13 protein-coding genes are annotated in these 12,528 nt (G+C 72.4%); 7 read left to right on the top strand and 6 right to left on the bottom strand.

What is annotated here, in order from left to right:
• Positions 1–113: 113 nt before the first annotated feature.
• Positions 114–1,253 (bottom strand): CaiB/BaiF CoA transferase family protein, encoded by a 1,140-nt coding sequence (locus MOJ79_RS07530; protein WP_241923585.1) that lies wholly within the window; start codon positions 1,251–1,253, stop codon positions 114–116.
• A 114-nt stretch (positions 1,254–1,367) separates the two neighbouring features.
• On the opposite strand from MOJ79_RS07530, the gene MOJ79_RS07525 reads away from it, so the two are divergent.
• From MOJ79_RS07525 to MOJ79_RS07510, 4 genes are all read left to right on the top strand, one after another.
• Positions 1,368–1,730, top strand: coding sequence for a putative quinol monooxygenase (locus MOJ79_RS07525; protein WP_241923584.1), 363 nt, complete (start codon positions 1,368–1,370; stop codon positions 1,728–1,730).
• Positions 1,731–1,802: 72 nt separating this feature from the next.
• Positions 1,803–3,497: an MBL fold metallo-hydrolase gene (locus MOJ79_RS07520; RefSeq protein ID WP_241923583.1), complete on the top strand. Its 1,695-nt coding sequence runs from the start codon at positions 1,803–1,805 to the stop codon at positions 3,495–3,497.
• A gap of 87 nt (positions 3,498–3,584) precedes the next feature.
• The gene (locus MOJ79_RS07515; protein ID WP_241923582.1) at positions 3,585–4,178 is read left to right on the top strand and encodes an SIS domain-containing protein; all 594 of its coding nucleotides are present in this window, start codon (positions 3,585–3,587) and stop codon (positions 4,176–4,178) included.
• A complete protein-coding gene (locus MOJ79_RS07510; protein ID WP_241923581.1) occupies positions 4,175–4,816 on the top strand; it encodes a BON domain-containing protein in 642 nt (213 codons plus the stop codon). The genes MOJ79_RS07515 and MOJ79_RS07510 overlap by 4 nt, the downstream gene beginning before the upstream one ends.
• A 16-nt stretch (positions 4,817–4,832) precedes the next feature.
• Here MOJ79_RS07510 and MOJ79_RS07505 read toward each other — a convergent pair whose 3' ends face one another.
• Both MOJ79_RS07505 and MOJ79_RS07500 read right to left on the bottom strand, forming a co-directional pair.
• Positions 4,833–5,969: a PilT/PilU family type 4a pilus ATPase gene (locus MOJ79_RS07505; protein WP_119289296.1), complete on the bottom strand. Its 1,137-nt coding sequence runs from the start codon at positions 5,967–5,969 to the stop codon at positions 4,833–4,835.
• 28 nt (positions 5,970–5,997) lie between these two features.
• Positions 5,998–7,041 carry a type IV pilus twitching motility protein PilT gene (locus tag MOJ79_RS07500; protein WP_119289294.1) on the bottom strand — a complete coding sequence of 348 codons (1,044 nt, stop codon included), beginning with the start codon at positions 7,039–7,041 and terminating at the stop codon, positions 5,998–6,000.
• Between the two features lie 25 nt (positions 7,042–7,066).
• Between MOJ79_RS07500 and MOJ79_RS07495 the strand changes: the two genes are divergently transcribed.
• Positions 7,067–7,759, top strand: a complete 693-nt coding sequence (locus tag MOJ79_RS07495) for a YggS family pyridoxal phosphate-dependent enzyme (RefSeq protein WP_241923580.1) — start codon at positions 7,067–7,069, stop codon at positions 7,757–7,759.
• Positions 7,760–7,837: 78 nt separating this feature from the next.
• Here the strand turns inward: MOJ79_RS07495 and MOJ79_RS07490 are convergent, their stop codons facing one another.
• Positions 7,838–8,806, bottom strand: coding sequence for a Bug family tripartite tricarboxylate transporter substrate binding protein (locus MOJ79_RS07490; protein WP_241923579.1), 969 nt, complete (start codon positions 8,804–8,806; stop codon positions 7,838–7,840).
• A 102-nt stretch (positions 8,807–8,908) separates the two neighbouring features.
• Here MOJ79_RS07490 and MOJ79_RS07485 point away from each other — a divergent pair, with 102 nt between their 5' ends.
• The gene (locus MOJ79_RS07485) at positions 8,909–9,328 is read left to right on the top strand and encodes a hypothetical protein (RefSeq protein ID WP_241923578.1); all 420 of its coding nucleotides are present in this window, start codon (positions 8,909–8,911) and stop codon (positions 9,326–9,328) included.
• Positions 9,329–9,341: 13 nt separating this feature from the next.
• Here MOJ79_RS07485 and MOJ79_RS07480 read toward each other — a convergent pair whose 3' ends face one another.
• A complete protein-coding gene (locus tag MOJ79_RS07480; protein ID WP_241923577.1) occupies positions 9,342–10,616 on the bottom strand; it encodes a Glu/Leu/Phe/Val family dehydrogenase in 1,275 nt (424 codons plus the stop codon).
• 44 nt (positions 10,617–10,660) lie between these two features.
• Between MOJ79_RS07480 and proC the strand changes: the two genes are divergently transcribed.
• The gene (gene proC, locus MOJ79_RS07475; RefSeq protein ID WP_241923576.1) at positions 10,661–11,473 is read left to right on the top strand and encodes a pyrroline-5-carboxylate reductase; all 813 of its coding nucleotides are present in this window, start codon (positions 10,661–10,663) and stop codon (positions 11,471–11,473) included.
• Between the two features lie 113 nt (positions 11,474–11,586).
• Here proC and ubiA read toward each other — a convergent pair whose 3' ends face one another.
• Entirely contained in the window at positions 11,587–12,498 is a 912-nt protein-coding gene (gene ubiA, locus MOJ79_RS07470) for a 4-hydroxybenzoate octaprenyltransferase (RefSeq protein ID WP_241923575.1), read from the bottom strand.
• Positions 12,499–12,528 lie beyond the last annotated feature (30 nt).

The raw sequence follows: 12,528 nt of genomic DNA, 5'->3' as shown, positions 1-12,528 counted from the left end.
TCGACGGTGCACTGCCGCCGCGGGCATGCCATCGAGGCTGCCCGCGACGGACAAACCCATGAATTATAGGAGCCGAGCCCCTGCGCCCGCGGCCTCGGCGGGCCGCGGCGACGCTAGATCGCGCCGGCGTCGCGCAGCGCGGCGATGCGCTGCGCGTCGATGCCCCAGCCGCGCAGCACGGCCTCGCTGTCGTGGCCGGCAGCCACCGGCGCCGCCGGCGTGGGCGCCTCGCTGCGGCTGAAGCGCGGCGCCGGTGCCGGCTGCACGACGCCGCCGATCTCGACGAACGTGCCGCGCGCGACGTTGTGCGGGTGGCGCGGCGCCTCGTCCCAGTCGAGCACCGGTGCGAAGCAGGCGTCGCTGCCCTCGAGCACGGCGCACCACGCGTCGCGGCTGCGCGTCGCGAACACCGCGGCCAGCCGCGCCTTGTACTGCGGCCACTGCGCCGGATCGAGCGGGCGTTTGAACTCGGCCGCGTCGAGCCCGAGGCGCGCGAGCAGCTCGGCGTGGAACTGCGGCTCGATCGCGCCGACCGCGACGTACTTGCCGTCGGCGCAGCGGTAGGTGTCGTAGAAGTGCGCGCCCGAGTCGAGCAGGTTCGTGCCGCGCTCGTTGCGCCACGCGCCGGCGGCCTTCAGGCCGTAGAACATCGCCGACAGCAGCGCCGCGCCGTCGGTCATCGCGGCATCGACGACCTGCCCGCGGCCGCTCCTCTGCGCCTCGTACAGGGCCGCAAGCACACCGAACGCGAGCAGCATCGCACCGCCGCCGTAGTCGCCGACGTAGTTCAGCGGCGGCACCGGCGCCTCGCCGGCGCGGCCGATCGCCTGCAGCGCGCCCGACAGCGCGATGTAGTTGATGTCGTGCCCCGCCGCGTGCGCGAGCGGCCCGCTCTGCCCCCAGCCCGTCATGCGGCCATAGACCAGGCGCGGCTGGCGCGCCAGGCACACGTCGGGGCCCAGCCCCAGGCGCTCCATCACGCCGGGGCGGAAGCCCTCGATCAGCACGTCGGCGCGCGCGACGAGGTCGAGCACGGCGTCGACGGCTCCCGGCTTGCGCAGGTCGATCGCCAGCGACCGCCGCCCGCGCGCGGCGACGTCGTACTGCGGCGGCAGGCCGAGCGCGCCGGCCGCCCCGGGGCGGTCGATGCGGATCACCTCGGCGCCGTGGTCGGCGAGCAGCATCGCGCACAGCGGAGCGGGCCCGAGCCCCACCATCTCGATCACCTTGAGTCCTGCCAGCGCACCGGGCATCGGCGTGTCTCCCCGAAGTCGACGAAGCGCCGATTGTCGGGCGCGCCGACGCCCTTTCCACGGCGGCCGCGGGCGCCTACGATCGGCGCCCCACCCACGAACGAGGAGACGACGATGGCTTCGACCGATACCGTGTGCACGCTGGTGCCGTACTTCAAAGTCCAGCCGGGCCAGATGGAAGCGTTTCGCGCGCTGTGCGAGCAGTTCGTCGCGAAGACGCGCGGCGAGAGCGGCTGCGTGCACTACGCGTTCTCGTTCGACGGCGACGCGGTGCACTGCCGCGAGGGCTACGACAACGCTGCAGCGGTGCTCGCGCACCTGGACAACGTCGGCGCCTTGCTGCAGGAGGCGCTGAAGATCGCGCAGCTCACGCGGCTCGAGGTGCACGCGCCACCGGCCGAGCTCGACAAGCTGCGTGCACCGCTGGCCGCACTCAAGCCGCAGTTCTTCAGCGTCGAGTACGGCTTCCGCCGCTGAGGTGGGCCGCCGCGCGCCACGCGGCCGCTCGTGACAGACTGCGCGGCATCGCACACGCCGCGCACCGCCCTCATGACCACGCCCCCGCCTGCCGCCACCGACACGCCGCCCGCGACGCCGCGCGCCGCGGCCTCGCTCGTCGTCGTGCGTGATGCCGCCGTCGGCATCGAGGTGCTGCTGCTGCGCCGCGCCGAGCGCGGCGACTTCAACAGCGGTGCCTGGGTGTTCCCCGGCGGGCTGCTCGACGACAGCGACCGCGACGCGCACCGCCACGCCGCCGGCCTCGACGACGCGCAGGCCAGCACCCGCCTCGGGCTGCCGCGCGGCGGGCTCGATTACTGGATCGCCGCGGTGCGCGAGTGCTTCGAGGAAGCCGGGCTGCTGTATGCGCGCGTGCCGGGGCAGCGCGGGCTGGTCACGCTGCGCGGCGACGAGGCACGGCGCGTCGCGGCGTGGCGCACGCCGATGCACCGCGGCGAGCGCACGCTGGCGCAGCTGTGCGCGGCCACCGGCTGGGAGCTCGCGCTCGACGAGCTCGTCTACTTCAGCCACTGGCTGACGCCGCCGGCGCAGCGCAAGCGCTTCGACACACGCTTCTTCGTCGCCGCGGCGCCGCCGGTGCAGGTGGCTGCCCACGACGAGACCGAAGTCGTCGAGCAGCGCTGGCTGCGCCCGGCCGACGCGCTGGCGCAGGCCGACACGCTCAAGCTGATCACGCCGCAGCGCAAGACGCTCGAGGCGCTGGCGCGGTTCGACCGCGTCGAGGCGCTGCTCGCGTGGGCGCGGCAGCCGCGCGAGATCGCGCTGACGATGCCGATGATCGGCCGCGGCCGCGACGGCGTGCGCCCGGTGACGCCCGACGAGCCGGCCTACGCCGAGCTTGCCCGCGTGGACCCGCAGTGCCGCGGCCACTACAGCTACGAGATCGAGCCCGGCCGCGCGGTGCGGCTGTCGGCGCGCATCGTGCGCGTGACGGCCGACAACGGCAGCGTGATGACGGGCCCGGGCACCAACACCTACCTCGTCGGCGGCGGCCCCGACAACGCGTGGGCCGTGATCGACCCCGGCCCCGACGACCCCGCGCACGTGCAGGCCGTGCTCGCCGCAGCGCCGGGGCCGATCCGCTGGATCTTCGTGACGCACACGCACCTGGACCACTCACCGGCCACCGCGGCGCTGAAGGCCGCCACCGGCGCGACGGTGCACGGCCGCCGAGCGGCCCACCGCGAGTGGCAGGACGCTGCGTTTGCGCCCGACGTCGAGCTCGCCGGCGGCGAGCGCTTCGCGCTGCACGCCGACTGCACGCTGCGCGCGATCCACACGCCCGGCCACGCGTCGAACCACCTGTGCTATCTGCTCGAGGAAGAGAAGCTGCTGTTCACCGGCGACCACGTGATGCAGCAGTCGACGGTGGTCATCAACCCGCCCGACGGCGACATGGCGGCGTACCTCGCGTCGCTGCGTGCGCTGCTGGCCGAAGACCTCGAGTGGCTCGCGCCCGGCCACGGCTTCCTGATGGACCGGCCGAAGCGCGCGATCGAGGCCATCGTCGCGCACCGGCTGCGCCGCGAGGCCAAGGTCGTCGACGCGCTGCGCGCGCTCGGCCCCGCGGCCGCCGACGCGCTGCTGCCGCGCGTCTACGACGACGTGCCGCCCCGGCTGCACGGCGTCGCGCTGCGCTCGCTGAAGGCGCACCTGCTCAAGCTGGCGCACGACGGCACGGCGATCGAGCGCGACGGGCACTGGGCGCTGGCACCGGCCTCCTGACGCGGGCCGCGGCGGCGAGCGGCTGACCGCTGGGCGGCGCACGCGGCGGAACCGGCGTCCAGAGGTGCTGTCATATGATGCATGGTCATGCTCGAGCAGCGCATCCAGCAGCACTTCTTCGACGCCGCCGACCTGCTGTACCAGTCGGCCGAAGTGCTCGCCAAGCCGGTCGCCAGCGCGACGCAGGCCCTGCTCGGCAGCCTGACCGCGGGCGGCAAGCTGCTGCTCACCGGCACCGGCGCCGCGCTCGCGGTGGCGCAGGCGATGGCCGCGCAGCTCGTGGGCCGCTTCGAGCGCGACCGCCCCGGCCTCGCCGCACTGGTGCTCGGTGCCGATGCCACCGTCACCGCGGCGCTGCTGAAGGTCGCGCCGCCGGGCTCGCCGCTGGCGATGCAGGTGCAGGCGCTGGGCACGCCGGGTGACGTGCTCGTCGTCTTCGCATCGGCGCCGCACGACGCGGCACTCGCCGAGGCGGTGGCCGCCGCGCAGGCCCGCGACATGACGGTCGTCGCGATCACGCCGCGCGGCAGCGCCCTCGGCGCGCTGCTCGGCGAGACCGACGTCTGGATCGGCGTGCCGCACGACCGTTCGGCACGCGTGCAGGAGGTGCAGCTGCTCGTCGCGCACGCGCTGTGCGACGCGCTGGACCTGCAACTGATGGGTGAACAGGATTCCGCATGACGACTTCATCGCGCCCCACCGTCCGCCGCCCGCGCGCGGCATGGCTGCTCGTCGCCGCGATCGCCGGCAGCACGCTGCTCGCCGGCTGCGCGCCGCTGGTGCTCGGCGGCGCGGCGGTCGGCACCGTGCTGGTGGCCAACGACCGCCGCACGGCAGGCATCCAGCTCGAGGACCAGGCCATCGAACTGAAGGGCCGCAACCGCGCGCGCGACGTCGTCGGCGACCGCGGCCACGTCAACGTCACGAGCTACAACCGCATCGTGCTGCTGACCGGCGAGGTGCCCACCGACGCCGACCGCGCGCGCGTCGAGGAGGCGGTCAAGGGGGTCGACAACGTGCGCTCCGTCGTCAACGAGCTGGCCGTGATGCCGGCCAGCTCGCTGACCGAACGCGCCAACGACGGCCTGCTGACCAGCCGCGTCAAGGCCTCGTTCATCGATGTCAAGGACCTCGACGCGACCGCCGTCAAGGTCGTCACCGAACGCGGCGTCGTGCACCTGATGGGCCGGGTCACCGAGGCCGAGGCGCAGCGCGCGACCGAGCTGGCGCGCGGCGTGCGCGGCGTGCAGAAGGTCGTGCGCGTGTTCGAGCTGATCACGCCGGAGGAACTGGCGGCGATGCGCCGCTCGGGCGGCTGAACGCCGCGTCGCGGCGTCAGACGATCGTCAGGTGTTCGGTGCCGGCCGCGAGGTCGGGGTTGCGCGCGCGCTGGCTGTTGAGCTTGATGTTCAGCCGCAGGTCGTTGAGCGAGTCGGCGTTGCGCAGCGCATCCTCGTAGGTGATCAGCCGTGCCTCGTAGAGGTCGAACAGCGCCTGGTCGAAGGTCTGCATCCCGAGCTCGCGGCTGCGCTTCATCAGCTCCTTGATCTCGCCGACCTCGCCCTTGAAGATCAGGTCCGACACCAGCGGCGTGTTGAGCAGGATCTCGACCGCCGCGATGCGCCCCTTGGTCTCCTGCCGCGGCAGCAGCCGCTGCGAGACGATGGCCTTGAGGTTCAGCGACAGGTCCATCAGCAGCTGCGGCCGGCGCTCCTCGGGGAAGAAGTTGATGATGCGGTCCAGCGCCTGGTTGGCGCTGTTGGCGTGCAGCGTGGCCAGGCACAGGTGACCGGTCTCGGCGAAGGCGACCGCGTGCTCCATCGTCTCGCGGTCGCGGATCTCGCCCATCAGGATCACGTCGGGCGCCTGGCGCAGCGTGTTCTTCAGCGCCTGCTCCCAGCTGTCGGTGTCGATGCCGACTTCGCGCTGCGTGACGATGCAGTTTTTGTGCGGGTGCACGAACTCGACCGGGTCCTCGACGGTGATGATGTGGCCGAACGAGTTCTCGTTGCGCCAGTCGACCATCGCCGCCAGCGACGTGCTCTTGCCCGAGCCGGTGGCGCCGACGAAGATGACCAGCCCGCGCTTGGTCATCGCGACGTCCTTCAGGATCTTCGGCAGACCGAGGCCGTCGATCGTCGGGATCTGCTGCGGGATCGTGCGCATCACGAGGCCGACGTTGCCCTGCTGCATGAAGGCGTTGACGCGGAAGCGCCCGATGCCCTGCGGCGAGATCGCGAAGTTGCACTCCTTCGTGCGCTCGAACTCGGCGGCCTGCTTGTCGTTCATCACCGCGCGCGCCAGGGCCAGCGTGTGCTGGCCCGTCAGCGGCTGCGGGCTGACCTTCGTGACCTTGCCGTCGACCTTGATCGCCGGCGGGAAGTCGGCGGTCAGGAACAGGTCCGAGCCGTTACGCGACACCATCAGCCGCAGCAGGTCGTGAACGAACTTGGAAGCCTGGTCACGTTCCATCGCGGGGTTCCTCGTCGGGCGGCGTCGGTCAGCCGGGGAAGTTCTCGGGCGTCTTGGCCTTGCTGCGCGCCTCGGCCGGCGAGATCACGTTGCGCCGCACCAGGTCGGCCAGGTTCTGGTCGAGCGTCTGCATGCCCAGGCTCTGGCCGGTCTGGATCGCCGAGTACATCTGCGCGATCTTGTTCTCGCGGATCAGGTTCTTGATCGCCGAGGTGCCGAGCATGATCTCGTGCGCGGCCACGCGGCCCGAGCCGTCCTTGAGCTTGCACAGCGTCTGCGAGATCACCGCCACCAGCGACTCCGACAGCATCGCGCGCACCATCTCCTTCTCGGCGGCGGGGAACACGTCGACGATGCGGTCGATCGTCTTGGCCGCGCTCGAGGTGTGCAGCGTGCCGAACACGAGGTGGCCCGTCTCGGCGGCGGTCAGCGCCAGGCGGATCGTCTCGAGGTCGCGCATCTCGCCGACCAGGATCGCGTCGGGGTCCTCGCGCAGTGCCGAACGCAGCGCGTTCGAGAAACTCAGCGTGTGCGGACCGACCTCGCGCTGGTTGATCAGGCACTTCTTCGACTCGTGGACGAACTCGATCGGGTCCTCGACCGTCAGGATGTGGCCGTACTCGTTCTCGTTGAGGTGGTTGATCATCGCCGCCAGCGTCGTGCTCTTGCCGCTGCCGGTGGGGCCGGTGACGAGCACGAGGCCGCGCGGCTTGAGCGCGAGCTCGCCGAAGACCTTCGGCGCGTTGAGCTGCTCGAGCGTCAGGATCTTGCTCGGGATCGTGCGGAACACGGCGCCGGCGCCGCGGTTCTGGTTGAACGCGTTGACGCGAAAGCGCGCCAGCCCCTGGATCTCGAACGAGAAGTCGCACTCGAGCGTGTCCTCGTAGTGCTTGCGCTGGCTGTCGTTCATGATGTCGTACACCATGTCGTGCACCTGCTTGTGCTCGAGCGGGTCGACATTGATGCGGCGCACGTCGCCGTGCACGCGGATCATCGGCGGCAGCCCCGCCGACAGGTGCAGGTCCGAGGCCTTGTTCTTGACCGAGAAGGCCAGCAGCTGGGTGATGTCCATGAAGACAGACTAAGCTCGGTTCATTATGGCGACCATATCGGCCAATCTCCAGCAAGTCAGAGGGCGCATCGCGGCGGCGTGTGCGCGTGCCGGCCGGCCCGTGGAAAGCGTCACGCTGCTGGCCGTGAGCAAGACCTTCGGCCCCGAGGCGGTGCGCGCCGCGCACGCCGCCGGCCAGCGCGCATTCGGCGAGAACTACGTGCAGGAAGCGCTGGCCAAGATCGACGCGCTGGCCGACCTGCGCCCCGAGCTCGAGTGGCACCTGATCGGCCCGCTGCAGAGCAACAAGACGCGCCCGGTCGCCGAAGCGTTCGACTGGGTGCATGCGGTGGACCGCCTCAAGATCGCGCAGCGGCTGGCCGAGCAGCGCCCGCCCGGCCTGCCGCCGCTGCAGGTGTGCCTGCAGGTCAACGTCAGCGGCGAGGCGAGCAAGAGCGGCGTGGCGCCCGCCGAGGTGCCGGCGCTCGCGCACGCGGTGGCCGCGCTGCCGCGCGAGCGGCTGGTGCTGCGCGGGCTGATGGCGATTCCCGAGCCGGCGGCCGAGTTCGAGGCGCAGCGCCGCCCGCACCGCGCCCTGCGCGAGCTGCTGCTCGCGCTGTGCGACCAGCGGCTGGCGCTGGACACGCTGTCGATGGGGATGAGCGCCGACCTCGAGGCCGCGATCGCCGAAGGGGCGACGATCGTGCGCGTCGGCACCGCGATCTTCGGCACGCGCTGAGCCGCCACCGGCACGCCCGCACGGCGCTCGCGGCCGGCGCCCGCCCGCTTCGTCCGTGTCGTCGGCGCGTCCCGCAGCTCAGTCGAGCTTGAGCCCGATGCGGCGGATGATCGGGCCCCAGCGCTGCGTGTCGGCAGCCACCGCGGCGGCGAAGTCGGCGGCGCTGCCGCCCACCGGCGTCAAGCCGGCGGTGTCGAGCTTGGCGCGCACGTCGGGGTCGCGCAGCACGGCGTTGACGTCGGTGTTGATCCGCGCCACGACGGCGGCCGGGGTGCCGGCGGGCACGAACAGCCCGTTCCACGCCAGCGCCTCGACGTTCGGGTAGCCGGCCTCGGCCATCGTCGGCAGGTTCTTCAGCGACTCGGGGCGCTGCGCACTGGTGACGGCGAGCAGCTTGACGCGCCCGGCCTGCACGTGCGGCAGCATCGCGGGCGCGACCATCATCGTCGCGTCGACCTCGCCCTGCGCGACCGCCATCGCGCTCGGCGGCGAGCCGTTGTACGGCACGTGCGTGCCGGCGATGCCGGCGTCGGCGAGGAACAGCTCCATCGTCAGGTGCGACGAGCTGCCCTTGCCCAGCGACGAGTAGTTCAGCCCGCCCGGCTTGGCCTTGGCCCACGCGACGAACTCCTTGACGTTGGTCGCCGGCACGGCGGCGTGGACGGCCAGCACGTTGGGCTGCGACGTCGTCATCACGACGGGCACGAGATCCTTCGCCGGGTCGTATGGCAGCTTCGCATACATGAACGGCGCGAACGAGATCGGGCCGTTGAACGACAGCACCATCGTGTGGCCGTCGGGCGCGGCCTTGGCCGCCGCGTCGGTGCCGAGCAGACCGCCGGCGCCGACCCGGTTCTCGACGACGACCGGCTGGCCCCAGCGCTCCTTGAGCTTGTCGCTCATCAGCCGCACGACGATGTCGAGCGAACTGCCCGCCGGTGCCGGCACGACGATCTTGACCGGCTGCGTCGGCCACGCGGGCTGCGCGAAGCCGGCGGCGGGCAGCGTGGCGGTCAGGGCGAGGGCGAGCAGGTGGCGACGTTGCATGGCTGGACCGCGCGGGAAATGCAAGGATGGGATGCGATGTTACGCGCGGCCGCGGCCGCTTCGTGTCACCATCGCGCCCGTACCCACTGCGCCCGCCCGGTGATGATCGTCCGCCTGCTGCTCGGCCTCGCGCTGGCCGTCGTGCTGTTCGTCGGCTACCTGTTCGCGATGCTCCACTGGAACTATTCCGAGGGCGAGCGTGCCGGCTGGGTGCAGAAGCTGTCGAAGAAGGGCTGGATCTGCAAGACCTGGGAAGGCGAGCTGGCCCTCGTCTCGCTGCCGGGCAGCACGGTCGAGAAGTTCCCGTTCACGGTGCGCGACGACGCGGTGGCGGCGCAGATCATGCAGGTCATGGGCAAGCGCGTGACGCTGCACTACGAGGAGAAGGTCGGCCTGCCGACGAGCTGCTTCGGCGAGACGCGTCACTTCGTCACCGGCGTCACGCTGTCGAGCGACATCCCGCTGGCGCCGGGCGTCACGATCCCGAGCCCCCCCGAGCCGGCGGCGTCGCCCGCGCGCTGAGCGCACGCTCGCGTCAGGGGTACAGCCCGCGCACTTCGCGTGCCGTCAGGATGCGCTCGCACGCGACGGCGAACGTCGCCGTGCGCAGGCTGATCTTGTGGCGCTCGGCGGTGTCCCAGATCGTCTTCAGCGCGCCGACGAGGATCTTGTCGAGCCGCACGTTGATCTCGTCCTCGGTCCAGAAGAACGAGCTGAAGTCCTGCACCCACTCGAAGTAGCTGACCGTCACGCCGCCGGCGTTGCAGATCACGTCGGGCACGACGAGGATGCCTCGCTCGGCGAGCACGTCGTCGGCGGCCGGCAGCGTCGGGCCGTTAGCGCCTTCGAGGACCATGCGCGCGCGAATGCGCCGCGCGCGCTCGGCGGTGATCTGCCCCTCGAGCGCGGCCGGGATCAGCACGTCGCACGGCACGTCCCAGAACGACTCGCCGTCGATGGCGTCACCACCGGGAAAGCCCGCGACGCCGCCGTGCGCACGCACGTGCGGCATCAGCGCCGCGAAGTCGAAACCGGCCGGGTTCACGACGGTGCCCGTGTGGTCCTGGATCGCGACGACCTTCGCGCCGGCCTGCACGAACAGCTCGGCCGCCGCCGAGCCGACGTTGCCGAAGCCCTGCACCGCGACGCGCGCGCCGTCGAGGGGCAGCCCGATGCGCCGCGCCGCCTCGCGCCCGGTGACGAACACGCCGCGGCCGGTGGCCTTGACGCGCCCGAGCGAACCGCCGAGGTGGATCGGCTTGCCGGTGACGACGCCGGTCACGGTGGCGCCGACGTTCATGCTGTAGGTGTCCATCATCCACGCCATCACCTGCGCGTCGGTGTTGACGTCGGGCGCCGGGATGTCCTGCTGCGGGCCGATCACGAGGCCGATCTCGCTCGTGTAGCGGCGCGTCAGCCGCTCGAGCTCCTTGCGCGACAGCGCCTTCGGGTCGACACGGATGCCCCCCTTGGCGCCGCCGAACGGCAGGTTCACCGCGGCGTTCTTGATGCTCATCCACGCCGCCAGCGCCATCACCTCCTCGAGCGTGACCTGCGGGTGGTAGCGCACGCCGCCCTTGCCGGGCCCGCGGCTGAGGTTGTGCTGTACGCGAAAGCCCTCGAAGTGTGCGACGCGCCCGTCGTCGAGCTCGATCGGCACGTCGACGACGAGCGCGCGCTTCGGCCGGCGCAGCGTCTCGGCCCAGCGCGCCAGCGGACCGAGGTAGGGCAGCACGCGGTCGACCTGCGCGAGGTAGGTGCGCCACGGGCTGTCGGGGCCCGGGTCGACGTACGACAGCGGCTCGTTCATCGCATGCTCCTCGCGGCGGGAACGTGCGAGCCTACACTGCATCCATGACCGACACCACCATCGCGTTCATCGGCGGCGGCAACATGGCCGCCGCCATCGTCGGCGGCCTCGTGCGCGCGGGCCGCGCGCCGGGTTCGATCGTCGTCGTCGAGCCCGACGCCGCGCAGCGCGAGCGGCTGGCCGCACGGCACGGCGTGCGCACGCTGGCCGGCGCCGACGCGACGCTCGCGCAGGCTGCGCTCGTCGTCTGGGCCGTCAAGCCGCAGGTCTTCGCCGCGGCGGCCGCGCCGTGCGCGGCGCACGTGCGCGGCGCGCTGCAGCTCAGCGTGATGGCCGGCATCCGCAGCGACGCGATCGCACGCGCGACCGGCAGTGACGCCGTCGTGCGCGCGATGCCGAACACGCCGGCGCTGATCGGCCAGGGCATCAGTGGCCTGTACGCGCGTCCGGCGGTGACGCCGGCGCAGTGCGCCGCGGTCGAGCAGGTGCTCGCGCCGACCGGCCGCGTGCTGTGGGTCGGCGCCGAGAGCGACCTCGACGCCGTGACCGCGCTGTCGGGCTCGGGGCCCGCCTACGTGTTCTACCTCGTCGAGGCGATGGAAGCCGCCGCCGTCGAGATGGGGCTGAGCGCCGCGCAGGGGCGCGAGCTCGCGCTGGCCACGGTGGCCGGCGCCGCGGCGCTGGCGCTGCAGTCGGGCGAGCCCCCGGCGGTGCTGCGCGAGCGTGTGACGTCCAAGGGCGGTACGACGCACGCGGCGATCACGTCGATGGAGGCCGACGGCGTCAAGGCCGCCGTCGTGCGCGCGATCGTCGCCGCACAGCGGCGCGCGAAGGAGCTGGGCGACGAGTTCGGCTGAGCGACGCGCCGCCGCAGCCGGCCGACGCCGCGGCGCTCCGCCTTGCCGGCCGCGGCCCCGCAGAGCTCGGTCCCTTCGCGCCGTCCCGGCGTGCGCAGGCCGAGGCCGGCGGCTCAGCGCAGCGCCAGGTCGAGCGCGGTGCCGGCGAACAGCGCGAAGCCGATCCAGTGGTTCAGCCGGAACGCCTTGAAGCAGCCGTCGCGCCGGCGCGCGCGGATCAGCGTCCAGTGCCACGGCACCTGCGCCGCCGCGACCGCCGCCCCCGCGAGGAACCACGCCCCCAGACCGAGCGACAGACCGATCGCGGCCCAGCTCACGAGGTGGATCGCGTAGAACGCCATCACGGCGGCGACGTCGTGGCGACCGAGCGTGATCGCCGAGGTCTGGATGCCGATCTTCAGGTCGTCGTCGCGGTCGACCATCGCGTACTCGGTGTCGTAGGCGAGCACCCAGAACAGGTTCGACAGCAGCAGCGCCCACGCGTGCGGCGGCACGGCGTCGGCCACCGCGGCCAGCGAGCGGTCGCTGCCACCGAGCACGGCGGCGAACGCCATCGGGATGCCGAAGCTGAACGCGACGCCGAGCACCGCCTGCGGCATCGAGACGACGCGCTTCGCGTAGGGGTACGCGATCGCGATCGCGAGTGCGGCGAACGACAGCAGCACCGTCGGCGGGTTGGTCGACAGCACGAGCGCGAACGCGACCAGCGCGAGCGCCGCGCCCACCGCCAGCGCTTCGGGCACCGGCAGCGCACCGCGCGTGACGGGGCGGTGCGCGGTGCGCTCGACGTGGCGGTCGAACTCGCGGTCGGCGACGTCGTTGACGGCGCAGCCGGCGCTTCGCATCAGGATCGTGCCGAGCACGAACACGGCGACGAGATGCCAGCCGGGGAAGCCGTCGGCGGCGATCCACAGCGCCGACAGCGTCGGCCACAGCAGCAGCAGCCAGCCGGCCGGGCGGTCCCAGCGGATCAGGTCGAGGTACAGCGCCAGCCGCGATGGCGGCGAGGTGACGGCGGTGCTCACGCACCGATTATCGGAGCCCGGCACGGAACC

The sequence above is a fragment of the Calidifontimicrobium sp. SYSU G02091 genome (assembly GCF_022631395.1).
GTDB lineage: Bacteria > Pseudomonadota > Gammaproteobacteria > Burkholderiales > Burkholderiaceae_C > Calidifontimicrobium > Calidifontimicrobium sediminis.
The sequence above is the reverse complement of the archived record's forward strand: the minus strand, read 5'-3'. Positions and strand labels throughout refer to the sequence as shown.

What these genes read in the sequence shown, in the direction of transcription:
- MOJ79_RS07510 (WP_241923581.1), top strand. Translation starts at nt 4,175, where the DNA reads ATGACGACTTCATCGCGCCCCACCGTCCGCCGCCCGCGCGCGGCATGG.
- MOJ79_RS07515 (WP_241923582.1), top strand. Translation starts at nt 3,585, where the DNA reads ATGCTCGAGCAGCGCATCCAGCAGCACTTCTTCGACGCCGCCGACCTG.
- MOJ79_RS07480 (WP_241923577.1), bottom strand. Translation starts at nt 10,616, where the DNA reads ATGAACGAGCCGCTGTCGTACGTCGACCCGGGCCCCGACAGCCCGTGG.
- MOJ79_RS07485 (WP_241923578.1), top strand. Translation starts at nt 8,909, where the DNA reads ATGATCGTCCGCCTGCTGCTCGGCCTCGCGCTGGCCGTCGTGCTGTTC.
- MOJ79_RS07530 (WP_241923585.1), bottom strand. Translation starts at nt 1,253, where the DNA reads ATGCCCGGTGCGCTGGCAGGACTCAAGGTGATCGAGATGGTGGGGCTC.
- MOJ79_RS07505 (WP_119289296.1), bottom strand. Translation starts at nt 5,969, where the DNA reads ATGGAACGTGACCAGGCTTCCAAGTTCGTTCACGACCTGCTGCGGCTG.
- MOJ79_RS07495 (WP_241923580.1), top strand. Translation starts at nt 7,067, where the DNA reads ATGGCGACCATATCGGCCAATCTCCAGCAAGTCAGAGGGCGCATCGCG.
- MOJ79_RS07520 (WP_241923583.1), top strand. Translation starts at nt 1,803, where the DNA reads ATGACCACGCCCCCGCCTGCCGCCACCGACACGCCGCCCGCGACGCCG.
- MOJ79_RS07500 (WP_119289294.1), bottom strand. Translation starts at nt 7,041, where the DNA reads ATGGACATCACCCAGCTGCTGGCCTTCTCGGTCAAGAACAAGGCCTCG.
- MOJ79_RS07490 (WP_241923579.1), bottom strand. Translation starts at nt 8,806, where the DNA reads ATGCAACGTCGCCACCTGCTCGCCCTCGCCCTGACCGCCACGCTGCCC.
- proC (WP_241923576.1), top strand. Translation starts at nt 10,661, where the DNA reads ATGACCGACACCACCATCGCGTTCATCGGCGGCGGCAACATGGCCGCC.
- MOJ79_RS07525 (WP_241923584.1), top strand. Translation starts at nt 1,368, where the DNA reads ATGGCTTCGACCGATACCGTGTGCACGCTGGTGCCGTACTTCAAAGTC.